Below are 23994 nucleotides of genomic sequence, written 5' to 3'. Positions count from 1 at the left end.
CGGGCGGGTCTCGGCTCGGGTCGGGCTGAACCCGGGGCCGGCACTGTGCGGTTGGTGCTCGTCCGCCTCACCCGGAAGCGCACCAGCCGCACAGTGCTGCCCCCCAGGGACCCGCCCCCGCCTCGACCACCCACGCGCGACGGGTTATCCACAGGTCGGAGGAGGGCGCCTTCCGCCGGAGCGGCCGCCGGGCCACCCTGGGACGACGGCGACCGGACGGCGGTCGCCCGAGATGACCAGGGGGAGACATGAGGAGTGGGGGACCGACGTTCCGTGGTGCCGACGAGGCCCTGGACGCCGTCGACGCGATCGTCGCGGGAGCAGCGGCCGAGGCCCGGCGTGCGGAGCAGTACGCCGCGGCCGTCGACGGGCTGCGGGTGCACGGCCGCCCGTCGGACGGCAGCGACGTGACCGTCACGCTCGACCACGCCGGGGGCCTCGTGCACCTGGCCGTCGGCGAGCGGGTCGCCGCGCAGGGCGGCGCGGCCGTGGCGCGGGCCGTCCTGGCGGCGAACGCCACGGCCCGGCGTCGTCTGCCGGCGGTGCTCGGCGGACTGGCGCGGGAGGCGTTCGGTGCGGATTCCGCCACCACCGCCCACGTCGTGCAGCACGCGGAGCGGATGTTCGCCGCCCGGGCCGGCGCGTCGGACGCCGCCGGGGAGCGTCCTGCGGGCGTGAGCGTGGGGGCGGGGGTCCTGCGATGAGCGTCCTGGGGATGGACCCGGCCGAGCTGCGGCTGCACGCGGCCCGGGTCGACGTGCTGGCCGAGGAGCCCAGGTCGGCCCTCGAGGCGGCACGCACCACGGCGGCCGACCACGATGCGTTCGGCGTGCTCTGCTCGTTCCTCGTCCCGCTGCTCGCCGGGACGCAGCTGACGGGCATCGCCGCCTGCGCGACGACGGTCGGGTCGCTCGCGACCGCTGCGACGGAGGTCCGTTCGGTCGCCGCCGGGATCGAGGCCACCGACGTCGCCGTGGCGGCGACGGCGACCGGCCTGTCCCGCACCGTCGACGGCGTGCGGGAGCAGGCCTGGCCGGCGGCCGCGGGCGTGGTCGAGACGGTGGCGGGGGCCGCGCAGGCGACCGGCGAGGAGCTGGTCCGGGGGACCGTCCGCCAGGCCGTCGGTGCGGTGGTCGAGGCGGCCGCGTGGCTCGACCGCCTCGAGGGGTCGCCGGTCTCCCCGGTGGCGCCCCCGGCCGTGCCGGTCCCGGTGGGGGTGCCGGTGGGGGTGCCGGCCCCGGGGGCGGAGGTGGCGCCGTGAGCGTCGAGGTGGTGGAGGAGGGCGACACCCGCACGTGGCACACCGGCGGGGCGGTCGTCGACACCCTGCTGTCGACGGGGGAGGCGCTGGCGCGGGGCGACTGGGCCGAGGGCGGGCTGCTGACCCTGTGCGGCGCCACCGAGGTGGCGGGCGTCCTCAGCGACCCCGTCGGGACGCTGGTGGGCGCGGGCATCGGCTTCCTCCTGGAGCGCATCGAGCCGCTGCACCGGTTCCTCGACCACCTCGCGGGCAACCCCGACGCGGTGCTGGCCCAGGCGGCGACCTGGGACGCGGTGGCGCGGGGCCTCGCGGCGACGGCGGCGGGCTACGAGGGCGAGGTCACGACGGTGACGGCGGACTGGGAGGGCGCGGCGGCTGCGGCGTACACGACGTATGGCCTCGGGCGCAGCCTCGCCGTCGACGCCTGCGCCGTCGCGGCCACGGGCGTGGCCGCCTCGGTCCAGCTCGCGAGCTCGCTGGTCGCCGGGGTGCGGCAGGTGGTGCGCGAGACCATCGCCGACATCGTGGCCTGGCTCGTGCCCATGGCGCCGGTGCTGATCTCCGGGGTGGGCACGGGGCCGACCCTGGCCGCCCTGGGGATGCGGGTGCGCTCGGCCGCCCAGCGGATCGGCGAGCTGGCGCAGCGGCTGGTCGCCTCGGTGCAGGGTCTCGGCGACCGCCTGCAGGAGGTCGGGGCCCGGCTCGACGAGGTCGCGGCAGCGGTCACGGACGGCGGTCGGGCCCTCCGGGTCGTGGTCGCGCCCGGCAACCGGGTCGAGACGGTGGTCGCGGGCGGGGTGCGCCACGCGGCGGGCTACGACGATGCGCCGCACGGCGTGGGGGTGCCGGCCTGACCGGGGTCAGGCCACGAGCACGGTGCCCTCGCCGCTGCGCCGGCCCCTCGCGGACCCGTCGGTCCCGCCGGTGACCCGGTCCCAGGCGGCGGCGAGACGCTCGACGGCGAGGTCGAGCTCGTGCGGCGGGCGCGTCCACGGCAGCCGCACGAACCGGTCGAGACCGCCCCCGGTGGCGAACTGCGGCCCCGCGGCGATGGCCACGCCCAGGCGCTCCGCCTCGTCGGCGAGCCGGCTGGCGACGGGAGCCGGCAGCTCGCACCACAGCACGAGGCCGCCCCGCGGCACCTCGAAGCGCCAGGAGGGGAGGTGGCGGCGGAGGGCGGCGACGAGGTGGTCCCGCTGGGACCCCATGCGCTCCCGCTGGGCGTCCTCGGCGGTGGGGTCGGCGAGGAGCCGGGCGAGCACGAGCTGCTCGAGCACGGGGGCGCCGAGGTCGAGCCCGAGCCGGGCCTCGACGGTCGCGGCGACGGACGCGCTCGGCAGCCGCATCCAGCCGAGGCGGAGGCCGCCCCACAGCACCTTGCTGGCGCTGCCCACGCTGACGGCGTCGGCGGCGAGGGAGGCGAAGGCCGGCGGCATCGCGGTGGCCTCGACGTCGAGCCGGAGGTGGCGCAGGGACTCGTCGACGAGGGGCACGACGTGGGCCCGACGCAGCGTGTCGGCCAGTCGCTCCCGGTCGTCGACCCCGAGGAGGTGGCCCGTCGGGTTCTGGAAGTCGGGGATCACGTAGGCGACCCGCGGCGCCGCCTGGCGGACGGCCGCGACGTAGGCGTCGAGGTCCCAGCCCTCCCGGCCGACGGGGGCGGTGGCGATGCGGGCCCCGGCCCGGCGCAACGCGTGCACGGCGTTGGGGTAGACCGGGTTGTCGACGAGGGCCCGGTCACCGGTGCGGACGAGGGCCGAGGCGGCGATGGCCGTCCCGGCGAGGGCACCGGCCGTCACGACGACCTGGTCCGGCGTCGTCGGCAGCCCGTCGGCCTCGTAGCGGGCGGCGATCGCCTCCGCGAGCTGGGGCAGCGCGGTGGGGAAGTAGCCGTGACCGCCGAGGTAGCCGGGCAGCTCGTCCGCCGCCGCGGCGTACGCCTCCGCGATCCCCGGCGGCGCCGGGCAGGCGGCGCAGACGAGGTCGACGAGGTCGTCGTCGCCCAGACCGCCGGCGTCGCCCCGGCCGTCGGCCCGCGGTACGACGCGGGTCGGGCGTGGCGTCAGCGCGCGGTCGCGGGCGCGTGCGGGCCCGCCCGGCACCTGGGCGAAGGTGCCGGCACCACGGCGGGCGGCGGCGTACCCCTGCTCGACGAGCAGCGCGTAGGCCCGCGTCACCGTCGTGCGGGAGACGGCGAGCACGCCCGTGAGGTCGCGCTCGCTGGGGAGCCGCGCGCCGTAGGGCACGCGACCGTCGCCGATCGCGAGCCGGAGGGCGGCGGCGAGACCCTCGTACGCGGGGGAGCGGTCGAACCCGTCGACGAGGGTGGCTATGCGCGAGGCGGTCACGGTGGCGCTCATGCAGGCCACTCTTCCAGAAGTGGCTATGGATGAGAAGGCCAATGCGGGTCGAGACTTGTCGCATGAGCACGCCCCTCGCCTCCCGCACCCTCCAGGACCTCGGCCCCGTCGCCCAGCTGCGCGCGGGCCACCTGCCCCGCCGCCTGGTGCAGATGACGGTCGGCCTGGTCTGCTACGGCGTCTCGCTCGGCATGATGGTCGGCGGCGCGGTCGGGCTGGCGCCCTGGGACGTGCTGCACTCCGGCATCGCCACCCACGTCCCGCTGAGCCTGGGCCAGGTGCTCATCCTCGCCAGCTTCGTGGTGCTGCTCGCCTGGGTCCCGCTGCGGGAGCGCCCGGGGCTCGCCACGCTGGCGAACCCCTTCGTGCTCGGTCTCAGCGCGGACGCCACCATCGCCCTGCTGGGCCGGGTGGACGGCCCGCTGGACCGCGTCGCCCTCATGGTGGGCGGGGTGCTGCTGTGCGGGTTCGCCTCGGCGCTCTACATCGGCGCCCAGCTGGGGCGCGGCCCCCGGGACGGGCTCATGACCGGGCTCGCGCGGCGGACCGGGCTGTCCCTCCGGCTGGTCCGCACCGGCATCGAGGTGACCGTCGTGCTGGGCGGTCTCGTCCTCGGCGGGATCGTCGGGGTGGGGACCCTGCTCTACGCGCTGGCGATCGGTCCGCTGACCCAGGCCATGCTGCCGTTCTTCACGGTGGACCTGGGTGGGTCAGCGGCGGGTCGCGACGACCGCTGAGGCGTCGGAGGCCACCATCACCTCGACCGCGGTGAAGCGCTCGTCGGTCAGCCACTGCTCGCGGAGCACGTCCACGCGGCCGTAGGTGATCGGCGGCCACAGCTCGCACGGCACGAAGTCGTCGAGCACGACGATCCCGCCGGGCTCCACGAGGTCGGCGATCTTGTCGACGGCGACCGACGCCGGGTCCCCGGAGTCCAGGAAGAGCAGCGAGAAGGGGCCCTTGCCGCCGAGGGTCGACCAGTCGGCGGCCAGCACCTCGACCTGGGGGTCGTCGACGAAGATCTCGGCGGCCGCGTCGGCGAGGCGCTCGTCGAGCTCGGCCGTCAGGATGTGGGCGTCGCCCCGCATGCCGCTGCGCAGCCACGCGGTGCCGACCCCGCAGCCCGTGCCGAACTCGGCCATGACGCCGCTGCGCGTCGCCGCGAGCATCGCCAGCAGGCGCCCCGTCTCGTTCCGGCAGAACGAGACGTAGCCCGCCCGCCGCGACACGTCGAAGGCTCGGGTGACGACGTCGGGCAGCTCGGGCGGGGCACTCACAGGACCGAGTCTGCCATTCCGGGCCTCTCGTCTCAGATGGTGAACGGTTCGCCGCAGGGTCTCCCGCGGGCTGCGGGCGCGGCGTACCGTCGTCGCACCATGCGGAGCGTGATCGTACTTATCGTTCGCCGCGGCGAGGCCCACTGAAGGTGAGGCCACCTCGCCGCGGTGTTCGGCGTTGTGCTCCCTCCGGCCTCATCGGATCCCCGCATCCGCTCCTCGCTCCCACCCCTGAGCCAGCGCACGCGATGCGGGCACGACACCCCGCGGCGGCGCACGGCACCTCACGCGCGATCCGCTGACCCGCTCGAGTCCTCCTGGTGATCCCGGTCCGGACCCAGCCCCGCCCGGGGCGTCGCACACGCAGCGCAGCTGCAACCCGCACCGACCGACACTCACCACCCCCGGCGACCACCCGGTCCCGGCGACCAGAGGAGACGAGCCATGTACGACATGTATCCCGAGTGGGGACCCGCCAGCCACGACCCGCAGAACCCCCACAGCCGTGAGGCCCTGCAGGCGGCGCTCGACCTGCGGGACACCCGCGGCGACCGCCCCGACGACAACTAGGCTCACCCGCCATGACCGACTCCTCCACGACGTCCGCCGCTCCCGGCTCGCTGAAGCTCGCCGTCATCCCCGGCGACGGCATCGGCCAGGAGGTGACCGCCGAGGCCCTCAAGGTGCTCGAGGTCGCCGCTCCTGCCGGTGTGAAGTTCGAGCCCACCCGCTACGACCTGGGTGCGGAGCGCTACCTCGCGACCGGCGAGGTGCTGCCGGACGGTGTGCTGGAGGAGATCCGTGCGCACGACGCGATCCTGCTCGGAGCCGTGGGCGGCAAGCCCGGTGACCCCAACCTGCCGCCCGGCCTCCTCGAGCGTGGACTGCTGCTGCGCCTGCGCTTCGAGCTCGACCACTACGTGAACCTGCGACCCTCGCGCATCTTCCCCGGCGTGACCTCGCCGCTGGCCGACCCGGGCGACGTCGACTTCGTCGTCGTCCGCGAGGGCACCGAGGGTCCCTACACGGGCAACGGCGGCGCCATCCGCGTCGGCACGCCCGCCGAGACCGCCACCGAGGTCTCGATCACCACCGCCTTCGGCGTGGAGCGTGTCGTGCGGGACGCCTTCGCCCGCGCCGAGCGCCGCCCCCGCAAGAAGCTCACGCTCATCCACAAGACGAACGTGCTGACCTACGGCGGTGCGGTGTGGAGCCGGATCGTGAAGGAGGTCGGCGCCGAGCACCCGGACGTCACCGTCGACTACCTGCACATCGACGCGGCCACCATCTTCATGACGACCGACCCGTCGCGCTTCGACGTGATCGTCACCGACAACCTCTTCGGCGACATCATCACCGACCTGGCCGCTGCCGTGACCGGTGGCATCGGCCTGGCCGCGTCCGGCAACGTGAACCCGGACCGCACGACCCCGTCGATGTTCGAGCCCGTGCACGGCTCCGCGCCCGACATCGCGGGCCAGCAGAAGGCCGACCCCACGGCGGCGATCCTGTCCGCCGCGCTGCTGCTCGACCACCTCGGGCACCACGCCTCCGCCGCGACGATCGAGGAGGCCGTGATCGCGGACCTCGCCGGTCGCGCGGGCGCCGAGCCGCGCCGTACCGCCGCGGTCGGCGACGCCATCGCCGCGCGAGTAGCCGGGTGAGCCCCGCTCCCTGACGACTCGTCACGACGCCGGGCACCCCGTGGGTGTGCCCGGCGTCGTCGCATTTCCGACCCGCCACCGACCTGCCACCCGCCCCCGAGGAGTGGACTACCGTGCCCCCCATGCAGATCAGCACCACCCCCAACCCGACCCCCGTCGACGACGCGCGCCTGGCCGGGATCCTGGCCTCGCCGGGGTTCGGCGTGCACTTCACCGACCACATGCTCACGGTGGAGTGGACGCCCCAGGAGGGGTGGCACGCGGCCCGCATCACGCCCTACGGCCCGCTCACGCTCGATCCCGCCACCGCGGTCCTGCACTACGCGCAGGAGATCTTCGAGGGCATGAAGGCCTACCGGCACGCCGACGGCTCGGTGTGGCTGTTCCGTCCCGAGGCCAACGCCGAGCGCATGGCGCGCTCCTCCGCGCGCCTCGCGCTGCCGGTGCTCGACCCCGCCGACTTCGTCGAGACCGTCGACGCGCTCGTGCGCGCCGACGAGCGCTGGGTGCCCGACGCCGAGGGGGAGAAGAGCCTCTACCTGCGACCGTTCATGTTCGCCTCCGAGACGTTCCTCGGGGTGCGGCCGTCCCAGCACGTCACCTACATGGTGATCGCCTCGCCGGCGGGGGCCTACTTCCGCGGCGGCGTGAAGCCCGTCAGCCTCTGGCTGACGGAGGAGTACACGCGGGCGGGCCGCGGCGGCATGGGCGCGGCGAAGACCGGCGGCAACTACGCCAGCTCGCTCGTCGCCCAGCAGGAGGCCTCGGCGCACGGCTGCGACCAGGTCGTCTTCCTCGACGCCCAGGAGGGGCGGTACGTCGAGGAGCTCGGCGGCATGAACATGTACTTCGTGCACGCCGACGGCACCATCTCCACCCCGGAGACCGGCACGATCCTCGAGGGCATCACCCGCAGCTCGATCATCGAGCTCGCCGGCAAGCTGGGCCACCAGGTCGTCGAGCGGAAGTTCACGATCGACGAGTGGCGCGACGGTGTCACCAGCGGCGACATCGTCGAGGTCTTCGCCTGCGGCACGGCGGCGGTCGTCACGCCCGTCGGTGCGCTCAAGTGGGCCGGTGGCGAGGTGCCGTCCGCCACGGGTGACGCCGAGGGCGGCCCCGTCACGACCACGATCCGCCAGGCGCTCGTGGACATCCAGTACGGCCGCGCCGAGGACACGTTCGGCTGGATGCACCGCGTCGTCTGACGCGGGTCCCCCGATGGAGCTCCTGCCCGTCACCGTTCCCGGTCCGTTCGACGGCGAGCGGGCCGGGGTGCGTGCCCGCTGGCTCGACCTGCCCGGGACGGTCGTCGGCACCTGGACCTTCGGGGTCGGTGCGGCGGACGAGCCGCCGCACCTCGCGGGGATCACGCACCTCGCCGAGCACCTGCTCTTCCGCACGATCGGTGAGGTCGGCCACCGCGCCAACGGCGCCACCGGCCCCGACACGGTCACCTTCTACACCGCCGGTACGCCGCAGGAGGTCGCCGCCTTCCTCGAGGCCGTCGCGGGCGCGGTGCGGGACTGCCGGTTCACGGTCGAGGACCTGGTCCGCGAGCTCCACGTGATCCGTGCGGAGCGGCCCGGCGGGGACGCGGCCGATCCCGGGCTCCTCACCTACCGCTACGGTCTCGGCGGCCTCGGGGTGACGGGCGCCGGCTGGCCGGCCCTCCCGTCGATCACGGTCGACGAGGTGCGGGACTGGGTGCGGCACTGGTTCGTCGCGGGGAACGCCGTGCTGACCTCGACCGCGCCCCTGCCCGAGGACCTCGCGGGCGGGTTGCCCGTGGGGCAGCGCCCGCGCCGTACCGTGCCGGAGCCGCTGGTGCGCGTCCCGACGCTGGTGGAGTCGCCGAAGAACGGGGTGGCCGCCTCGCTGCTGGTGCCGGCCGTGCACGCCACCGTGCTGCGGGAGTGCCTCGAGCGCGAGCTGTACGACGAGCTGCGGGGCGCCCGCGCGCTGATCTACACCGTGCAGACCCACGCGACGCCCGTCGGTGCCGCCGAGGTGCAGCTCGACCTGGTGCTCGACCCCGTCGTCGACGACGTCGCCGCGACCGTCGACGCCGTCGTCTCTACGCTGCGGCGGCTGGCCGAGCAGGGGATCCGCGCCGAGGTGCTGGCCCAGGCCGTGGCGACGATCGCCGCCCGCCGGCACTGGTGGTCGGACCCGGTGGACCAGCTCGACGCATGGGCGGAGGCGACCCTGCTGGGCCGCGCCGCCCCGCGCACGCCGGACGAGGAGGTCGCGCACGCCCGCACCGCCACCGTGGAGGGGCTGTCCCGCATGCTGGCGGCGGCCCTGGGGACGCTCGTCGTCGTCCACGAGGAGGGCCCGGACCTGGTGTCCCGCGCCTCCGTGCTGGGCCTCGAGCTCGACGAGGGCCTGCCGTGGCACGCCGCGCCGCGGACGCATCGGGTCCCGCGATCGCTGCGCTGGCACCGGGGGCGCCGCGAGGCCCGTGGTGCCCGCATGGCCGTCGACGGCGCCGACCTGTGGGGACGGATCGGTGACGACCTGCGGTGGCTGCCCCTCGCCGACGTGGTCGTCGTCGCCCGGGACACCGCCGGCGCGGTCCAGCTCGTCGACCGGCGGGGGCGGGGCTGGACCATCGACCCGGCGGACTGGCGCCGGGGCGACGAGCTCGTGGGCGCGGTGCTCGCCGGTGCCTCCCGCGCCGTGGTGCGCGACGCGACCTGGCCCGACCGTGGCCGCTCCGCCTTCGGGCGCCGGCCGGAGGGTCGCGCGTGACGCCCCACCCGATCATGTTCGACGACGCCGACCCGTGGCTCGGACGGCTGCGCGCGGTGGCGCTGGCCTACCCGCGGGCCGAGGAGGTCGTCTCCCACGGCCGCCCGACCTTCCGGGTCGGCAAGATCTTCTGCCTCTTCGGCAGCGAGGAGAAGCTCGCCGACGGGTCGCGCCGCCCGCACCCGGCGGCCGCGGTGGTCAAGGCCGAGCCGTCCGAGCTCGCCGCCCTCGACGAGGACGGGCGGTTCTTCCTCCCGCGCTACTGGGCCTCCTCCGGCTGGCGGGGGATCGACCTCGACACCGGCCTGGTCGACCTCGACGAGGTCGCCGAGCTGGTGGACGCGTCGTACCGGCTCGTCGCCCCGAAGCGCGCGCTCGCCGAGCTGGACGCGCGCGCCTGAGGCGGTTCGCGGGGCCCGTCGCGGGTACATTCGCTGCCGTGTCGACGACCGCTCCCGAGCCGCAGCGCCCGCCCGCCGGGCTGCGCGTGGGGGAGTACCGGCTGCTGACCCGCCTGGGCGAGGGCGGCATGGGCGTCGTGCACCTGGCGCAGAAGCCCGGCGGTCCGCGGGTCGCGCTCAAGGTGCTGCGGCCGCACGTCGTGGGCGACGACGAGGCCCGCGCGCGGCTCGCGCGCGAGGTGAACTCGCTGAGCCGTGTGCGCAGCCGGCGCGTCGCCGAGATCATGGACGCCGACCCCTGGGCGGAGATCCCCTACGTCGCGACCCGCTACGTGCCCGGCCTCAGCCTCCACGACCACGTGCAGGAGGAGGGGGCGATCGACGAGCGCGACATCGTGCACGTCGCCTCCGAGCTCTGCGCCGCCCTCGACGCGGTGCACCGGGTCGGCGTGCTGCACCGCGACGTGAAGCCGTCGAACGTGCTCATGGAGGGCCGCAACCCGATCCTCATCGACTTCGGGCTCGCCCGGGTCGCCGACGACCCGCGCCTGACCCACACGGGCTGGCTGCTCGGCACGCCCGGCTACCTCGCGCCCGAGATCCTCCACGGCGAGGACGCATCGCCGGCCGCCGACGTGCACGCGCTCGCCTCGACCATCGCGTTCGCCGCGCTCGGGCGCGCCCCGTTCGGCCGCGGTCCGGCGATGGCGGTCATGGACCGGGTACGCCGCGGGGAGCACGACCTCGAGGGCGTGCCGGCCCGGCTGCGCGGGCCCCTCGAGCGTGCCCTCGACCCCGACCCCCGTCGCCGCCCGACCCTCACCGAGCTCCGCGCCTGGATCGACCCCGACAGCCTGGACGGCGCGACCCGGGCCCGCGTGGCCCTGACGGGGGCTGCGGCGGGGACGGGAGCGGGGGCCGGAGCGGGGGCCGACGAGACGGACCTGGCCGCCGCCGGTGCCGCCACCGCCGTGCTCCCGGCCATCGAGGACCCGCCGCTCGAGGGCGGCACGCGGGTCATGCCGCCGGAGCGCGAGCCCTACCAGCAGCCGCCCCCGCCGCCGTCCCCGCCGCCGTCCCCGCCGCCGCGGCCGGTCGCGCGGCCGGTGGCGCCTCCGGTGCAGCCGCCTTACCCCCCGCCGCAGCAGCTCCCGCAGCAGGTCCCGCAGCGGGACCCGCGTGCGGCGTACCCGCCGCCCTGGCCGGCACCGGCGCCCCGGCGGGGCGCGGGCGCCCGGTTCCGCTCGGGCGTGCTGGTGCTGCTCCTCGGGTCGTGCGTGACGGCGGCCGGCATGCTCGCGCCGTGGGTGACCGCGGGCGTCGTGGCGGTCCTCGTCTGCGTGCTCCGCGCCGCGTCGCTGGGCGCCAGCACGCGGCGCGAGCGGCGGGAGCGACGGGGGCGTGCGCACTGGAGCGACGGCCCGCTGGCGGTGCTCGGGTTCCCGTGGTTCCTCCTGCTCTCGTTCCTCGGCTCGGTCGCCCTCGTGCTCTGGGGCGTGCTGCTCGCGCTGAGCGCCGGGCTCCTGGCCCTCGCGCTGGGCCTCACGACGACGGTCTGCCTGGCCCTCGGTGCCGGTGTCCTCGCCGTCGCGCTGTGGACCGGGCCGGGCAGCTCCCGGCTGCGGGGCCCCGTGCACGCCGTCGTCGACCCGGTCGCCGACCCCGCGCTGCTGTGGCTCGTGTTCGCCGCGCTCCTGGCCGCGACGGCCGGCGGCACGGCGCTCGCCGCCGACGCGCAGGGCGTCTCGTGGGCCCCGGCCCAGGACGCGCCCGCGACGCCGCCGGCGCCGGACGCGCTCTGGGACGACGTGCGCGACGCCGTGCTCTTCTGGCGCTGACGGCCTCGGCAGCGTCGGCGACGCTGGCGCCGATCGCGCGACGCGTGCCACACTGGCCTGGTGCACCGTGCTGTCGTCGCTGGTCTGATCGGCATTACGTAGCGCGTCCGGAGCTCCGGGCGCGCCGACCTCTCGTTCACCCGAGAGGTTTTTTTGTGCCCGGGACCCGCCGGGACGGTGCGTCGGAGTCCGTCCTCAGCCCCGTCGTACCCCCGCCGAGAAGGATCCCCGATGAGCATCGCCGAGCAGCCCCTCGACCTCCAGGGCGCGTTCCACGTCTACGACACGACGCTGCGCGACGGTGCGCAGCAGGAGGGCCTCAACCTGTCCGTCGGGGACAAGCTCGCCATCGCGCGGCTGATCGACGAGCTGGGGGTCGGGTACGTCGAGGGCGGGTGGCCCGGCGCGAACCCGAAGGACACCGAGTTCTTCCGCCGCGCCCGCACCGAGCTCGACCTCAAGCACGCCCGGCTCGCGGCGTTCGGGTCGACGCGGCGCGCCGGCGTCGCCGCCGCGGACGACCCGCTGGTCGCCGCGCTGCGGGACTCGGGGGCGGGCACGGCCTGTCTCGTCGCCAAGTCCCACGACCGGCACGTCGAGCTGGCGCTGCGCACGACCCTCGCCGAGAACCTCGCCATGGTGCGCGACACCGTCGCCCACCTGCGCGGCGAGGGCCTCGAGGTCTTCGTCGACGCCGAGCACTTCTTCGACGGCTACCGCCGCAACCGCTCCTACGCCCTCGACGTGCTCGGGGCGGCGTTCGAGGCGGGCGCGGAGCTCGTGGCGCTCTGCGACACCAACGGCGGGATGCTGCCGCCGTGGGTGGGCGAGATCGTCGCGGACGTCGTCGCGACGACCGGGGGCCGGGTCGGCATCCACGCGCACAACGACACCGGTTGCGCGGTCGCGAACTCGGTGGCCGCGGTGCAGGCCGGCGCGACGCACGTGCAGGGCTGCATCAACGGGTACGGCGAGCGCACCGGCAACGCCGACCTCGTCGCCGTGGTCGCGGCCCTCGAGCTGAAGCTGGAGCGCCCGGTGCTGCCGCCGGGGGCGCTCGCCGAGGCCACCCGCATCGCCCACGCCGTCGCCGAGGTGACGAACGTGCCGCCCGCCTCCCGCCAGCCCTACGTCGGCACGTCGGCCTTCGCCCACAAGGCGGGGCTCCACGCCAGTGCCATCAAGGTCGACCCCGACCTCTACCAGCACATGGACCCCGCCGGCGTGGGCAACGACATGCGGCTCCTCGTGTCCGACATGGCCGGCCGCGCGTCGATCGAGCTCAAGGGGCGGGAGCTGGGCTACGACCTCTCGGTGGACAGCCCGGAGGGCAAGGAGCTGGTCACCCGCATCACCGAGCGCGTGAAGATCCTCGAGTCGCGCGGCTACACGTTCGAGGCCGCCGACGCCTCCTTCGAGCTCATGCTGGTGGAGGAGGTGAGCGGCCGGCGGCCGGCCTACGTCGACGTCGAGTCGTGGCGCGTCATCACGGAGAGCCGCGCCGGGGGAGAGGCCCTGTCGGAGGCGACGGTCAAGCTGCACGCCGACGGCACGCGCATCGTGGTGACCGGCGAGGGCAACGGCCCCGTCAACGCCCTCGACCAGGCGCTGCGCACCGCGATGGGCCAGGCCTACCCGGAGGTCGGCCGGTTCCGCCTCATCGACTACAAGGTCCGGATCCTCGACCAGGGGCTCGGCACCGATGCGATCACCCGCGTGCTCATCGAGACGAGCGACGGCGAGTCCTCGTGGGTCACGGTGGGCGTCGGCGCCAACGTCGTCGAGGCCTCCTGGGGAGCGCTGCTCGACGGCGTGACCTTCGGGCTCCACCGCGGGGGCGTGCGCCCGGTCGGCTGAGCCTCCACCCCGCCTGCGCGCACGGCGCGACCGGGGGGCTGGCAGGATGCGCGCATGACCCTCTTCGGTGCCCACGAACCCGAGCGAGAGCCCACCCCCGAGGTCTTCGGTGTCGATGCCCAGGCATCGCCCGGCTGGCTGTCGCAGGAGGGGCTCGCGGAGACCCGTGGACGCGTGCCGATCCTCTACGTCGAGGCCGTCCCCGTGCGGGTCGACCACCTCGGCCAGGTGGAGAAGGTCGGGCTGCTGCTGCGGGGCTCGATGGACGGCCGCATGTCGCGCAGCTTCGTCTCCGGGCGCGTGCTGCTCGGCGAGACGGTGCGCCGCGCGCTGCTGCGCAACCTGGAGAAGGACCTCGGTCCCGCGGCGTTCCCGCGCATCCCCGCGAGCCCGGTGCCGTTCACCGTGGCGGAGTACCTCCCGCTCCCCGGCGTCACCGCCCTGCACGACCCGCGCCAGCACGCGGTGTCGCTGGTCTACGTCGTGTCGGTGACGGGCGACTGCCAGCCGCGCCAGGACGCGCTGGAGCTGACGTGGCTGACGCCCGCGGAGGCCCTGGCCCCCGAGGTGCTCGCCGACATGGAGGGCGGTCGCGGCGTGCTGCTCACGCAGGCGCTCGCCCACCTCAACGCGCTGGGCTGACCCCCACGACGCGGCTCGCCACGTCGATCCAGGCGGCCGTGAGGCGCTCCACGGGGAGGTGCTGCACCTCCAGCTGGGCGCGCAGCAGCGGCACCTCGAGCGGCGCGAGCACGGCGGCGGCGAGCAGGGGCAGGTCGCCCTGGACGCCGAGCTCCGCGAGCAGGTGCCGCACGTGCAGCAGCCCGAAGCTGTACGCCGCGTGCGACCGCCCGCCGCCCGCAGCCTCCAGCAGGTCGATCCGCTGGACGCTCTCCTGGAACCGGGCGACGCCGAAGGCGATGAGGCGCTCGTAGGGCGGGGCGCCCGGACCGAGGGGCGGCTCGCCGCGCATGACGCGCGCCTGGAAGTCGGCCTCCGACCCGTCGAGCAGCGCCGTCATCAGGCCGGCCCGGTTGCCGAAGCGCCGGAAGATCGTGCCCTTGCCGACGCACGCCTCGGCGGCGAGCCGGTCCATCGTCACGGCGGCCGCGCCCTCCTCGGCGACCATCCGCGCCGCGGTGCAGAGCAGGGTGTCGCGGTTGCGCGCCGCGTCCGACCGCACGCGCGGCGCCTCGGCCATGGGCAGCAGCGCCAGGACCGGGTCGGGGTGCCCGACGGGCGCGGAGTGCGGGGTCACGGGGTCCAGGGTAGACGACGCGACCTGATGCGGACTATGGTCCGGAATGGAATCGGACCGTGGTCCGTTCATTGCGCCAGACCTCACCCACCGACTCGCGTCCCCTGGAGGACCACCATGACCGCTCCCGTCCGCGTCGCCGCCCTCGTCGGCAGCGTCCGCACCGGCTCCGTCAACCGCCGCCTGGCCGAGGCGCTCCGCGACCGCGCCCCCGAGGGCGTCGAGGTCGACATCGTCGACGGCCTCGGCGACCTGCCGTTCTACGACGACGACGTCGACGCCGCCGGTGCGCCGGAGGCCGTGCAGCGCGTCCGCGAGCGCATCGCCGCCGCCGACCGCGTGCTCTTCGTGACGCCGGAGTACAACGGCCGCATGCCCGCCGTGCTCGCCAACGTCATCGACTGGGCCTCGCGGCCCTACGCGGCCGGCGCCATCAAGGACAAGCCGTTCGCCGTCGTCGGCGCCTCCTTCGGCCGGTACGGCGGCGTGTGGGCCCACGACGAGGCCCGCAAGTCCGCCGTGATCGCCGGCGGGCTCGTCGTCGAGAAGGGGCTGTCGGCCACGCCGACGACCCCGGACCTGTCGGGGGACGACCAGCTCGTCGTCGACGCGCTGGCCGTGCTGACCGAGCTCGTCGAGAACGCTCCCGCGGCCGCCGTCGCCTGAGTGCTCAGTCGCCGAGGCCGCGGGCCTGGAGCGCGTCCCCCGTCTCCTGGGCGCGGCCGACGACCCGCACGACGAACGGCGTGAGATAGCTGCGTGGATGCCGTCCGAGCCCCCGGGCCCGGGCGGCATCACGCGTCTCGAGGGCCAGCTCGACCATGCCCGGCAGGGCGGCGATGGCGAGCGCGAACGCGAGGGAGACGCGCTCCGGCACGACGCCGAACCGCCGGAACGGCCCGAGCCAGCGCACGACCGCGTCGAGCATCGCGTTGACCGGTGTGCTCGCCGTGAGGCACAGCGCCAGCACGGCGAGCGCGACGAGGTCGACCAGCGTCTCGATCGCCTTGTCCCGGCCGTAGAACCACCACTGGAAGGCGGCGACGACGACGGCGGCGACGAGCACCGGTCGCGTGCTGCGCACCAGCAGGCGCAGGCTCACCCCGGTCAGGAGCGCGAGGCCCAGCGCAACGGCGAGGAAGCCGAAGGACGCCGGCATGCTGCGCACCGCGACGATGGTGACGCTGGCGACGGCCAGGCCCACCACCTTCGGCCCGGGGGGCAGGCGGTGCAGCGGCGTCGCGCCCGGCTGGTAGAGACCGACGGCGATCCCGCGGCTCACCGGCCGGACCCGCCGACCTCGCCCGCCTCGACCGACGCGACGTACGCCGCGATCGACGCCTCGGCCGGCCCGTCCGCCACGACGGCGCCGTCCTCGACCACGAGCACGCGCTCGCAGCGGGCGGCGAGGTCGAGGTCGTGGGTGACGAGCACGAGCTGCACGTCGAGGTCGAACAGGGTCGTCGCCACCAGTCGGGTGTTGCGCAGGTCGAGGAGGGTCGTCGGCTCGTCGGTGACGAGCACGTCGGGCCCGGTGGCGAGCACCCCGGCGAGCGCGAGCAGCTGGCGCTGACCGCCGGAGAGCGCGTGGACGCTGACGTCGGCGAGGTGAGCGAGGCCGAAGCGGTCGAGCACGTCCATCGCCGCGGCCCGTCGGGCGGCGCGGTCGCGGACGGTGCGCCGGAGGGAGAGCTCGACGTCCTCGACGCAGGTCGGCATCACGAGCTGGGCCGCGGGATCGGTGAAGCAGAACCCCACCCGCCGCCGCACCGCCGCGCCGCGGCGGGCGACGTCCAGGTCGTCGAGGAGCACCCGCCCCGTGGTCGGGGCGACGAGCCCGTTGAGCAGCCGCACGAGGGTCGACTTGCCCGAACCGTTCCCGCCGACCACGCCGATGCGACGTTCCGTCAGCTCCAGCGACGTGGGCGCGAGGATCGTGCGCTCGGCGGGCGGGCCCGGCACCGTCACGCCCGCGGCGTCGAGCCGGATCAGCGCCACCGCGGTCGCTCCCTCCCGTTCGGCCCGGCCGTCAGCGACCGCGGAGGAGACGCGGGAAGGCCCGGTGCACCTCGGCGGCGATGAGCGCGACGAGCGCGGTCTTCAGCAGGTCGCCGATCCAGTAGACCACGTCGATCTTGAAGGCCTCGACGAAGGTCATGTCGAGCTGGACCATGAGGCCGACGATGCCCATCGGGTGGATGACGAGGACGCTCGCGGCCAGCGAGCACGCGAACACGACGAGCGCGCGGGTCTTGCCGGCGTTCCCCGCGGCGTACGTCACCAGGAGCCCGCCGACCAGGGCGGCCAGCGGGAAGGAGAGCAGGTAGCCCGCGCTGGGCTGGGAGAGCACGCCGATGCCCCCGGTGTGCTCCGCGAAGACGGGGAGGCCGACGAAGCCGAGGCCCAGGTAGAGCAGCACCGCGAGGAGGCCGCGGACCGGGCCGAGGAGGCAGCCGGCCAGCATCACGCCGAAGGTCTGCAGCGTGACCGGCACGCCGGCGCCGCCGACCGGGATCGCGCCGAGGTAGGTGAGGGCCGCGATGAGGGCGGCGAACGCGGCGATGAGGGCGAGGTCGGTCGCGGTGCCCCGCGGTGTCCGGGCGGACTCGTGGGTCGCGTCGGCGTTCGTCGCGGCGTCGGTCGTCATGGGCGTGCTCCTGGGGCTCCTGACCCGGCCCGTGGCCAGGTGAACGGCGTTCAGGTTAGGGTCGACCCGCAGTCCGGTCAACCGAGGGGGAGAGATGGCAGCAGTGCGCTACCACCGCGAGACGGTCGTCGCCCGCGCCGTCGAGGTGCTGGACCGGTTCGGCCTCGCCGACCTGTCGATGCGTCGCCTCGGCACCGAGCTGGGCGTGCAGCCGAGCGCGCTCTACCACCACTTCCCGAGCAAGCAGGCCCTCCTCGCGGCGGTCGCCGACGAGATCCTGGAGCGCACGCTCCTGCCGACCGCTCCCGACGCGCCGTGGGACGAGCAGGTCGCGGGCATCTGTGCCTGGGTGCGCGACGCCACGCTGGCCTACCGCGACGGCGCGGAGCTGGTGGCGACGGTGTGGTCCTTCGGCCTCGGTGCGTCGACGCCGTACGAGGCCCTCGTCGCCGCGCTGCGCCGCGCCCCCGGCGCGGACACCGGGGTCGAGCGGCACGAGCTGCCCGAGATCGGGGCGCGCACGCTGCTCCACTTCGTCTTCGGGCACGCCACCGACGAGCAGACCCAGCTCCAGGCCGCCAGCGCCGGCGCGATCGAGGACCTCCCGCGCGGTGGCGCCGACTTCGCCGTCGGGCTCGGGATCATCCTCGACGGGCTGCGGGCACGCGTCAGGGCGTAGCCGCTCCGGCCGCCGCCGGAGCCGTGACGGCGGTCGACCCGCGCACGACCAGCTCGCCGACCACGTGGTGGCGGCGGGGCCGCGACGTCGGCTCCTTGAGCGCCAGGGTGAGGGCGGCCTCGCCCATCTGTGCCATGGGCAGGCGGAACGTGGTGAGCGACGGGTTGAGGTCGACGGCGACGGCGACGTCGTCGAAGCCGGTGACGGCCATCCGGTCGGGCACCGCGACCCCCGCCTCGCGCAGCACCGAGAGGCAGCCGATCGCCATGTCGTCGTTGAGGGCCAGGATCGCGGTGGTCCCCGGGTGCTCGGCCAGCACCCGCCGGGCGCACTCGCGGCCGCCGTCCCGGGTGAAGGGTCCCTCCACCACCGGCGCGGCGGCCGGGTCGAGACCGGCGTCGGCGAGCGCGGCGTGCACCCCGGCGAGCCGGTCGGCGACGGTGGTGAGCACGGGGGAGCCGGTGATGACGGCGATCTGCCGGTGGCCCAGCGCGAGCAGGTGCTCGGCGACCGCCCGCCCACCCTCCTCGTTGGGCGGGAGCACGGCGTCGGCCCCCAGGTGGTGGCGCCCGATGACGGCGACACGACCGCCGTTCGCGGCGTAGCGCTCGAGCTCGCGGCGCGCGGGCTCCTCGACGGCGGCGTCGACGAAGCCGGAACCCGCGACGACGATCGCGGCGACCCGGTGGGCCACCAGGGTGCGGATCTGGCGCAGCTCGGCCCCGGGGTCGCGGCCGGTGTGGCAGATCTGCAGCGAGAGGCCCTCGGTGTCGGCGAGCCGCAGGAGGCCGCTCGCGATCTCGGAGAAGTAGGGGTCGCCGATCTCGTGGACGACGAGGCCCACGGTGCGGCTGTGGCCCCCGGCGAGCGTGCGGGCGTGGACGTTCGCGACGTACCCCAGCTCGTCGGCCTGGCGCCGCACGGCCTCGGCGACCGCCGGCCGCACGCCCGGGGTCCCCGCCAGTGCCCGCGAGGCCGTGGCGATCGAGACGCCCGCGGCGCGCGCGACGTCGATGAGCCGTGGTCCGCCCTCCGTTGCCGCCATCGCCCTGCTCCTCTCGTGCTGCGTGCCGAGAATTCTGCGGTGTGACCCTTGCCACAGGCACGCGGCCCCGCCTAGTTTACCGTAAGCGCTTACGTAAGCGCTTTCATCGACGAAGGGCTCACCACCATGAGGCTTGGACCGACGAGGCGACCCGCCCGTGCGCACCTGCGGCGCACGGGGGTCGCCGCCACCTGCGTCGTACTCGCGTCGACGCTCGCCGCCTGCGGCCTGGACAGCGGATCGGGCGACGCCGACGACGACGAGATCGTCATCGGCATCTCCCTGCCGCTGACCGGCGACTTCAGCGAGCCCGGCAAGGGCGTCCAGCGCGGCTACGAGGCCTGGGCGGAGCACGTCAACGAGACCGGCGGCCTGCTGGGCAAGGACGTGCGGCTCGTGATCCTCGACGACCAGTCGAACGCGGACCGCGTCGCCTCGGACTACGAGCGGCTCATCAACCAGGAGGGCGCCGACCTGATCTTCGGGCCGTTCTCCACCCGGCTCGTCGTCCCGGCCGCCCAGGTCGCGCAGGACTACGGCTTCCTGTTCGTCGAGCCGGCCGGCGCCGCCGACGAGGTGTTCGAGCAGGGCTTCGACAACCTCTTCTACGCCGCCCCGGCCGTCGCCGACGACCACTACAACCTGCTGGCGGAGCAGATCCTCGCGATGCCGGAGGACCAGCGGCCCCGGACCGCGGCGTACGCGACCATGGACGACCCCTTCGCGCAGGGCACGGCCTACGGGCTGCGGGACAAGCTGGCGGCGGCCGGCGTCGAGACCGTGGTCGACGAGGTCTACCCGCCCAACACGACCGACTTCTCGAACATCGCGGCGCAGATCGCGGACTCGGACGCCGACATCGTGGTCGGCGGCACGCAGTACCAGGACGCGGTCAACCTCATCGTCGCGCTGCAGCAGCTCGGCTACCAGCCCGACCTGGCGGCGTTCTCGACCGCTCCGACGAACCCCGAGTTCCCGTCCGCCATCGGCGAGAAGGTCGACGGCATCGTCTCGCCGACCGGCTACACGCCCGAGGCGCAGTTCGCGGAGAACCAGGAGTTCGTCGAGTTCTTCACCGAGAAGCACGGCCACGCACCGAGCGAGGACGAGGCCAACGCCTGGACGACGGGCGAGGTCGTCGCGGCGGCCGTCGAGGCCGTCGGCTGCGCCGACCCCTCGGCCGACTGCCAGCAGCAGCTCATCGACTGGCTGCGCGACAACGAGGTCCCGACCGTGGTCGGACCGCTCAGCTGGGACGCCCAGGGGCGTCCCGAGAGCGCGCACCTCATCCAGCAGTACGTCGACGGCGAGATCCGCATCGTGCTGCCGGGCGACCTGGCCGAGGCGGAGTTCGTCTACCCGAAGCCGGCGTGGTGAGGCGCGCGTGTCCGGATCGCTCCTCCTCCAGACCCTGATCCTCGGCGTCCTGCTCGGCGGTCTCTACGCCCTGCTGGCCGCCGGTCTCACCCTCTACTTCGGCGTGATGCGGGTCGTGATGATCGCCCACTCGGCGTTCCTCATCCTCGCGGCGTACCTCGCGTGGTTCTTCCACCGCGAGACCGGCCTCGACCCGCTCCTGTCGCTGCTGGTGACGGTGCCGCTGTTCTTCGGCGTCGGGTACGTCATGCAGCGCGGTCTCGTGGCCCGCCTGCGGCCCGCGACGCTGACGATGATGTCGGTGCTCCTCACCTTCGCGATCGCCCTCACGATCGAGGGCCTGCTGGGCTTCTTCTTCTCCGGCACCCAACGGCGCATCAACCTCGGCTACTCGGGCTCGAGCATCGAGGTCCTCGGTGCGCACGTGGCGGTGGTCAAGCTCATCGCCTTCGGCCTCGCCGCCGCCGCCCTCGCCGGCCTGTTCCTGCTGCTGAAGATGACCCGGTTCGGCCAGGCGCTGCGCGCGACGATCCAGCACCCCGAGGCCGCCCGCCTGCTCGGCATCGACACCGACCGCATCGCGGGCTTCGGGTTCGGGCTCGGGCTCGCCACCGCCGCCGTCGGCGGCACCGCCCTCGCGCTGGACTCGACGATCTACCCGTCGCTGCACTGGCACTGGATCGGCCCCCTGATGGCGATCATCGTCGTCGGCGGCCTGGGCAGCATCCCCGGCGCCGCCATCGCCGCCCTCATCCTCGGCGTCGGCCAGAGCCTGCTGCAGATCCCGATGGGCACCACGTGGGCGCAGACGGTCTTCTACGTCGCGCTCTTCGCCACGCTCCTCGTCCGCCCCCAGGGTTTCTTCGGAGGTCGTCTTGCCCAGCGCTTCTGACACCACCACCGGCACCGCCACCACCGGCACCGGCCGGTCCACGTTCGACCGGGTCCTGCTCGGCGCGCGCGTCGTCGTGCTGGCGGCGGTGGCGGTCCTCGTCCTGGCCTTCCCGTCGATGGCGGCCGACCCGTTCATCCTGTCGGTGGGCGTCGTCATCGCCAGCTACGCGGCCCTCGCGGTCTCGTGGAACTTCGTGGGTGGCTTCACCGGCTACATCTCGCTCGGCCACGCGGCGTACTCGGGTCTCGGCGGCTACGCCACGGCCCTCCTCATCACGCGGGCCGACCTCAACCCCTGGATCGCACTGGTCGCCGGCGCGCTCGTCGTCGGCGTGCTCGCCGTGCCGATCGGCATCGCGTCGCTGCGGGTGCGGGGCGCGTCCTTCGTCATCGTCTCGATCGCGCTCGTGCTGATCCTCCTGCTGGTCGCGCAGTCGTGGGCCTCGCTCACCGGCGGCGCCCAGGGCCTGCGGGTGCCGCGCCCGTTCGGTGCGGACGTGCTCCGCCCCGAGCAGCACGAGCGGTTCTTCTACCTCCACGTCGCCTTCGTGGCGGTGGCGCTCCTGCTGTGGTGGGCCATCGACCGCTCGCGCTTCGGCATGGGGCTCAAGGCCATCCGCGAGGACGAGGACAAGGCCCAGGCGCTCGGGGTGCCCACCGGGGCCTACAAGCTGACCGTCTTCGTCATCTCCGCCTTCATGACGGCCATGGCGGGCGGCCTCTACGCGCTGTGGTTCGGCTACCTCGACCCGATCTTCCAGTTCTCGATCCTCATCGGCTCCTACATGGTGCTGATGAGCCTGCTGGGCGGCATCCGCAGCCTCTTCGGGCCGGTGCTGGGCGCGGTCGTCGTCGGCTACTCGCTGGAGTTCTTCAAGGTGCACTACGGCGACTCGCAGTTCCACCTCGTCGCCCTCGGCCTGCTGCTCGCGGTCGTCGTGCTCTTCATGCCCGACGGCGTGCTCCCCGCCATCGGGTCGCTGGTCGACCGGTTCCGCCCCGACCAGCGCACGTCGATCCGGGAGATGACGGCGGAGGAGCTCCTCGAGCACAACCAGCGGCTCGAGCGGAGTCAGGCGGCCCCGGCCGCGGCGCCGCACGAGCGCGACCTCGAGACCGTCCCGTCCACGGAGGAGAAGCGATGACCGAGACCGTCACCAGTCCCGCGGGAGCCCCCGGCGCGTTCGTGCCGTCGCTGGCCACCCGGGGCCTCACGAAGAGCTTCGGCGGGGTGCGTGCGATCGACGGCGCCGACGTCACGTTCCACCGCGGCAGGATCAACGCGCTCATCGGCCCCAACGGCTCCGGCAAGACCACGTTCTTCAACTGCGTGACCGGCATGATCAAGCCCGACGCCGGCACGGTGACGCTGGACGGCCGCGACATCACGGCCAAGCCGCCGCACCGCATCGCGGCCGCCGGCATCGGGCGCAGCTTCCAGCTGTGCCGCATCTTCCCGCGGCTGACGGTGCTGGAGAACATGCTCGTCGGCGTGCGCTCGCCGTCGGTGCTCCACCGGCTCGCCGGCGCACGCAACGACGGCGACATCGCGAAGGCGCGGGAGCTGCTGCGCCGGGTGGGCATCGACCACCTCGAGCAGTCCGAGGCCCGTGACATCTCCTACGGCCAGCAGAAGCTGCTCGAGCTGGCCGGGGTGCTCATGGTCGACCCCGACACGATCATGCTCGACGAGCCCGCCGGCGGCGTGAACCCGGCGCTCGTCGGGCGCATCGGCACCCTCGTGCGGGAGCTCAACGCGGAGGGCCGCACCTTCGTCATCGTCGAGCACAACATGGACATGGTCATGAGCCTGTCCGACCACGTCGTCGTCTTCGACCGTGGTCGCCCCATCGCGGAGGGCCCGCCCTCCGTCGTCCAGCACGACCCCCGAGTCCTGGAGGCCTACCTTGGTGTCTGACGCCCCCCGCCCGCTGCTCGAGCTGATCGACGTCGAGGCCGGCTACGGCCGGGCCGCCCTCGTGCTCCGCGGCCTCACCGTGCGGGTGCCCGCCGCGAGCATCGTGTGCCTCGTCGGTCCCAACGGCGCCGGCAAGTCCACCGTGCTCAAGGTCGCGAGCGGCATGCTCACGCCCCGGTCGGGCCGGATCCTGGTCGACGGCCAGGACGTCACCCGCAACGGCCCGCAGGACATGATCCGTGCCGGTCTCTCCCACGTGCTCCAGGGCCACTCCGTCTTCAAGGAGATGACCGTCGCCGAGAACGTCGGGCTGGGCGCCTACACGGTGCGCGACAAGGCCCTCGTCGCGGAGCGCGTCGACTTCGTCAAGACGCTGTTCCCCATCGTGGCCGAGCGTTGGGACGACCTCGCCGGAGCCCTCTCGGGCGGCCAGCAGAAGCAGGTCGAGTTCGCCCGCTCGCTCATGGTCAGCCCCAAGGTGGTGCTGCTCGACGAGCCCAGCATGGGCCTCGACCCGAAGCGCACCTCCACGATGTTCGAGCAGGTCGTGCGCATGCGCGACGCCGGCATCGCCGTGCTCATCGTCGAGCAGAACGCCCGCCGCGCCCTCGAGACCGCCGACATCGGCTGCGTCCTCGACCTCGGCACCGTCCACATCACGGGGCCCGCCCCCGACCTGCTGGCCGACCCGCGCCTCGCCGAGCTCTACCTCGGCGGACGCCCCGCGGTCGCCGCCGGCCCCTGACCCTCCCCGCTCCGATCGG

The 23994-nt window shown here is 74.6% G+C and carries 26 protein-coding genes; 19 read left to right on the top strand and 7 right to left on the bottom strand.

The window, feature by feature from the left end:
* The first annotated feature begins 248 nt into the window (after window positions 1-248).
* The 3 genes from QE405_RS11650 to QE405_RS11640 are packed head-to-tail and all read left to right on the top strand — an operon-like array spanning window position 249 to window position 2115.
* On the top strand, window positions 249-704 hold the full coding sequence (locus tag QE405_RS11650) for a hypothetical protein (protein WP_307200871.1): 456 nt from the start codon (window positions 249-251) through the stop codon (window positions 702-704).
* The gene (locus tag QE405_RS11645) at window positions 701-1261 is read left to right on the top strand and encodes a hypothetical protein (RefSeq protein ID WP_307200869.1); all 561 of its coding nucleotides are present in this window, start codon (window positions 701-703) and stop codon (window positions 1259-1261) included. Before QE405_RS11650 ends, QE405_RS11645 begins: the two co-directional genes overlap by 4 nt.
* Window positions 1258-2115 carry a hypothetical protein gene (locus QE405_RS11640; RefSeq protein WP_307200867.1) on the top strand — a complete coding sequence of 286 codons (858 nt, stop codon included), beginning with the start codon at window positions 1258-1260 and terminating at the stop codon, window positions 2113-2115. The genes QE405_RS11645 and QE405_RS11640 overlap by 4 nt, the downstream gene beginning before the upstream one ends.
* A gap of 6 nt (window positions 2116-2121) precedes the next feature.
* Here QE405_RS11640 and yczR read toward each other — a convergent pair whose 3' ends face one another.
* Entirely contained in the window at window positions 2122-3621 is a 1500-nt protein-coding gene (yczR, locus tag QE405_RS11635; RefSeq protein ID WP_307200865.1) for a MocR-like transcription factor YczR, read from the bottom strand.
* A gap of 62 nt (window positions 3622-3683) precedes the next feature.
* Between yczR and yczE the strand changes: the two genes are divergently transcribed.
* Complete coding sequence (gene yczE / locus QE405_RS11630) at window positions 3684-4358, top strand: membrane protein YczE (RefSeq protein ID WP_307200863.1); 675 nt, start codon at window positions 3684-3686, stop codon at window positions 4356-4358.
* Here the strand turns inward: yczE and QE405_RS11625 are convergent.
* Window positions 4332-4898, bottom strand: a complete 567-nt coding sequence (locus QE405_RS11625; protein ID WP_307200861.1) for an O-methyltransferase — start codon at window positions 4896-4898, stop codon at window positions 4332-4334. The two genes, yczE and QE405_RS11625, sit on opposite strands and share 27 nt — an antisense overlap.
* A 444-nt stretch (window positions 4899-5342) precedes the next feature.
* Here QE405_RS11625 and QE405_RS11620 point away from each other — a divergent pair, with 444 nt between their 5' ends.
* The 8 genes from QE405_RS11620 (at window position 5343) to QE405_RS11585 (ending at window position 14054) form a co-directional block, all read left to right on the top strand.
* The gene (locus QE405_RS11620; protein ID WP_307200860.1) at window positions 5343-5468 is read left to right on the top strand and encodes a hypothetical protein; all 126 of its coding nucleotides are present in this window, start codon (window positions 5343-5345) and stop codon (window positions 5466-5468) included.
* 11 nt (window positions 5469-5479) lie between these two features.
* A complete protein-coding gene (locus tag QE405_RS11615; RefSeq protein ID WP_307200859.1) occupies window positions 5480-6562 on the top strand; it encodes a 3-isopropylmalate dehydrogenase in 1083 nt (360 codons plus the stop codon).
* 122 nt (window positions 6563-6684) lie between these two features.
* On the top strand, window positions 6685-7770 hold the full coding sequence (locus tag QE405_RS11610) for a branched-chain amino acid aminotransferase (RefSeq protein WP_307200855.1): 1086 nt from the start codon (window positions 6685-6687) through the stop codon (window positions 7768-7770).
* Between the two features lie 13 nt (window positions 7771-7783).
* Complete coding sequence (locus QE405_RS11605; protein WP_307200853.1) at window positions 7784-9316, top strand: M16 family metallopeptidase; 1533 nt, start codon at window positions 7784-7786, stop codon at window positions 9314-9316.
* A complete protein-coding gene (locus QE405_RS11600) occupies window positions 9313-9717 on the top strand; it encodes an MmcQ/YjbR family DNA-binding protein (protein WP_307200851.1) in 405 nt (134 codons plus the stop codon). The genes QE405_RS11605 and QE405_RS11600 overlap by 4 nt, the downstream gene beginning before the upstream one ends.
* Before the next feature lie 38 nt (window positions 9718-9755).
* Entirely contained in the window at window positions 9756-11555 is a 1800-nt protein-coding gene (locus tag QE405_RS11595) for a serine/threonine-protein kinase (RefSeq protein ID WP_307200848.1), read from the top strand.
* 231 nt (window positions 11556-11786) lie between these two features.
* Window positions 11787-13412, top strand: coding sequence for a citramalate synthase (gene cimA / locus QE405_RS11590; RefSeq protein WP_307200847.1), 1626 nt, complete (start codon window positions 11787-11789; stop codon window positions 13410-13412).
* Window positions 13413-13466: 54 nt separating this feature from the next.
* On the top strand, window positions 13467-14054 hold the full coding sequence (locus QE405_RS11585) for an NUDIX hydrolase family protein (RefSeq protein WP_307200845.1): 588 nt from the start codon (window positions 13467-13469) through the stop codon (window positions 14052-14054).
* On the opposite strand, the gene QE405_RS11580 is transcribed toward QE405_RS11585, so the two are convergent.
* Window positions 14038-14670, bottom strand: coding sequence for a TetR/AcrR family transcriptional regulator (locus QE405_RS11580; protein ID WP_307200843.1), 633 nt, complete (start codon window positions 14668-14670; stop codon window positions 14038-14040). The two genes, QE405_RS11585 and QE405_RS11580, sit on opposite strands and share 17 nt — an antisense overlap.
* 117 nt (window positions 14671-14787) lie before the next feature.
* Between QE405_RS11580 and QE405_RS11575 the strand changes: the two genes are divergently transcribed.
* Window positions 14788-15336: an NADPH-dependent FMN reductase gene (locus tag QE405_RS11575; RefSeq protein WP_307200841.1), complete on the top strand. Its 549-nt coding sequence runs from the start codon at window positions 14788-14790 to the stop codon at window positions 15334-15336.
* Window positions 15337-15340: 4 nt separating this feature from the next.
* Here the strand turns inward: QE405_RS11575 and QE405_RS11570 are convergent, their stop codons facing one another.
* The 3 genes from QE405_RS11570 to QE405_RS11560 are packed head-to-tail and all read right to left on the bottom strand — an operon-like array spanning window position 15341 to window position 17317.
* The gene (locus QE405_RS11570; protein WP_307200839.1) at window positions 15341-15952 is read right to left on the bottom strand and encodes an energy-coupling factor transporter transmembrane component T family protein; all 612 of its coding nucleotides are present in this window, start codon (window positions 15950-15952) and stop codon (window positions 15341-15343) included.
* Window positions 15949-16668: an energy-coupling factor ABC transporter ATP-binding protein gene (locus QE405_RS11565; RefSeq protein ID WP_307200838.1), complete on the bottom strand. Its 720-nt coding sequence runs from the start codon at window positions 16666-16668 to the stop codon at window positions 15949-15951. Before QE405_RS11565 ends, QE405_RS11570 begins: the two co-directional genes overlap by 4 nt.
* A 31-nt stretch (window positions 16669-16699) precedes the next feature.
* Window positions 16700-17317, bottom strand: a complete 618-nt coding sequence (locus tag QE405_RS11560) for a biotin transporter BioY (protein WP_307200836.1) — start codon at window positions 17315-17317, stop codon at window positions 16700-16702.
* A gap of 94 nt (window positions 17318-17411) precedes the next feature.
* On the opposite strand from QE405_RS11560, the gene QE405_RS11555 reads away from it, so the two are divergent.
* A complete protein-coding gene (locus tag QE405_RS11555) occupies window positions 17412-17996 on the top strand; it encodes a TetR family transcriptional regulator (RefSeq protein WP_307200834.1) in 585 nt (194 codons plus the stop codon).
* Here QE405_RS11555 and QE405_RS11550 read toward each other — a convergent pair.
* Window positions 17986-19041, bottom strand: a complete 1056-nt coding sequence (locus tag QE405_RS11550; RefSeq protein ID WP_307200831.1) for a LacI family DNA-binding transcriptional regulator — start codon at window positions 19039-19041, stop codon at window positions 17986-17988. The two genes, QE405_RS11555 and QE405_RS11550, sit on opposite strands and share 11 nt — an antisense overlap.
* Before the next feature lie 126 nt (window positions 19042-19167).
* On the opposite strand from QE405_RS11550, the gene QE405_RS11545 reads away from it, so the two are divergent.
* From QE405_RS11545 to QE405_RS11525, 5 genes are read left to right on the top strand one after another with little or no spacing between them, the layout of a single operon-like run.
* Window positions 19168-20418 (top strand): amino acid ABC transporter substrate-binding protein, encoded by a 1251-nt coding sequence (locus tag QE405_RS11545; RefSeq protein WP_307200829.1) that lies wholly within the window; start codon window positions 19168-19170, stop codon window positions 20416-20418.
* A gap of 7 nt (window positions 20419-20425) precedes the next feature.
* Complete coding sequence (locus tag QE405_RS11540; RefSeq protein ID WP_307200827.1) at window positions 20426-21310, top strand: branched-chain amino acid ABC transporter permease; 885 nt, start codon at window positions 20426-20428, stop codon at window positions 21308-21310.
* On the top strand, window positions 21294-22457 hold the full coding sequence (locus QE405_RS11535; protein ID WP_307200825.1) for a branched-chain amino acid ABC transporter permease: 1164 nt from the start codon (window positions 21294-21296) through the stop codon (window positions 22455-22457). Before QE405_RS11540 ends, QE405_RS11535 begins: the two co-directional genes overlap by 17 nt.
* Window positions 22454-23230: an ABC transporter ATP-binding protein gene (locus QE405_RS11530; RefSeq protein WP_307200823.1), complete on the top strand. Its 777-nt coding sequence runs from the start codon at window positions 22454-22456 to the stop codon at window positions 23228-23230. Before QE405_RS11535 ends, QE405_RS11530 begins: the two co-directional genes overlap by 4 nt.
* Window positions 23223-23975 (top strand): ABC transporter ATP-binding protein, encoded by a 753-nt coding sequence (locus QE405_RS11525; protein ID WP_307200821.1) that lies wholly within the window; start codon window positions 23223-23225, stop codon window positions 23973-23975. The genes QE405_RS11530 and QE405_RS11525 overlap by 8 nt, the downstream gene beginning before the upstream one ends.
* Window positions 23976-23994: the final 19 nt, after the last annotated feature.

The organism is Nocardioides zeae (assembly GCF_030818655.1).
Taxonomy (GTDB): Bacteria; Actinomycetota; Actinomycetes; order Propionibacteriales; family Nocardioidaceae; genus Nocardioides; species Nocardioides zeae_A.
The sequence above is the reverse complement of the archived record's forward strand: the minus strand, read 5'-3'. Positions and strand labels throughout refer to the sequence as shown.

Coding starts and splice junctions, on each gene's coding strand:
- QE405_RS11575 (WP_307200841.1), top strand. CDS start 14,788: ATGACCGCTCCCGTCCGCGTCGCCGCCCTCGTCGGCAGCGTCCGCACC.
- QE405_RS11650 (WP_307200871.1), top strand. CDS start 249: ATGAGGAGTGGGGGACCGACGTTCCGTGGTGCCGACGAGGCCCTGGAC.
- QE405_RS11545 (WP_307200829.1), top strand. CDS start 19,168: ATGAGGCTTGGACCGACGAGGCGACCCGCCCGTGCGCACCTGCGGCGC.
- QE405_RS11605 (WP_307200853.1), top strand. CDS start 7,784: ATGGAGCTCCTGCCCGTCACCGTTCCCGGTCCGTTCGACGGCGAGCGG.
- yczR (WP_307200865.1), bottom strand. CDS start 3,621: ATGAGCGCCACCGTGACCGCCTCGCGCATAGCCACCCTCGTCGACGGG.
- cimA (WP_307200847.1), top strand. CDS start 11,787: ATGAGCATCGCCGAGCAGCCCCTCGACCTCCAGGGCGCGTTCCACGTC.
- QE405_RS11620 (WP_307200860.1), top strand. CDS start 5,343: ATGTACGACATGTATCCCGAGTGGGGACCCGCCAGCCACGACCCGCAG.
- QE405_RS11615 (WP_307200859.1), top strand. CDS start 5,480: ATGACCGACTCCTCCACGACGTCCGCCGCTCCCGGCTCGCTGAAGCTC.
- yczE (WP_307200863.1), top strand. CDS start 3,684: ATGAGCACGCCCCTCGCCTCCCGCACCCTCCAGGACCTCGGCCCCGTC.
- QE405_RS11585 (WP_307200845.1), top strand. CDS start 13,467: ATGACCCTCTTCGGTGCCCACGAACCCGAGCGAGAGCCCACCCCCGAG.
- QE405_RS11610 (WP_307200855.1), top strand. CDS start 6,685: ATGCAGATCAGCACCACCCCCAACCCGACCCCCGTCGACGACGCGCGC.
- QE405_RS11560 (WP_307200836.1), bottom strand. CDS start 17,317: ATGACGACCGACGCCGCGACGAACGCCGACGCGACCCACGAGTCCGCC.
- QE405_RS11550 (WP_307200831.1), bottom strand. CDS start 19,041: ATGGCGGCAACGGAGGGCGGACCACGGCTCATCGACGTCGCGCGCGCC.
- QE405_RS11530 (WP_307200823.1), top strand. CDS start 22,454: ATGACCGAGACCGTCACCAGTCCCGCGGGAGCCCCCGGCGCGTTCGTG.
- QE405_RS11555 (WP_307200834.1), top strand. CDS start 17,412: ATGGCAGCAGTGCGCTACCACCGCGAGACGGTCGTCGCCCGCGCCGTC.
- QE405_RS11645 (WP_307200869.1), top strand. CDS start 701: ATGAGCGTCCTGGGGATGGACCCGGCCGAGCTGCGGCTGCACGCGGCC.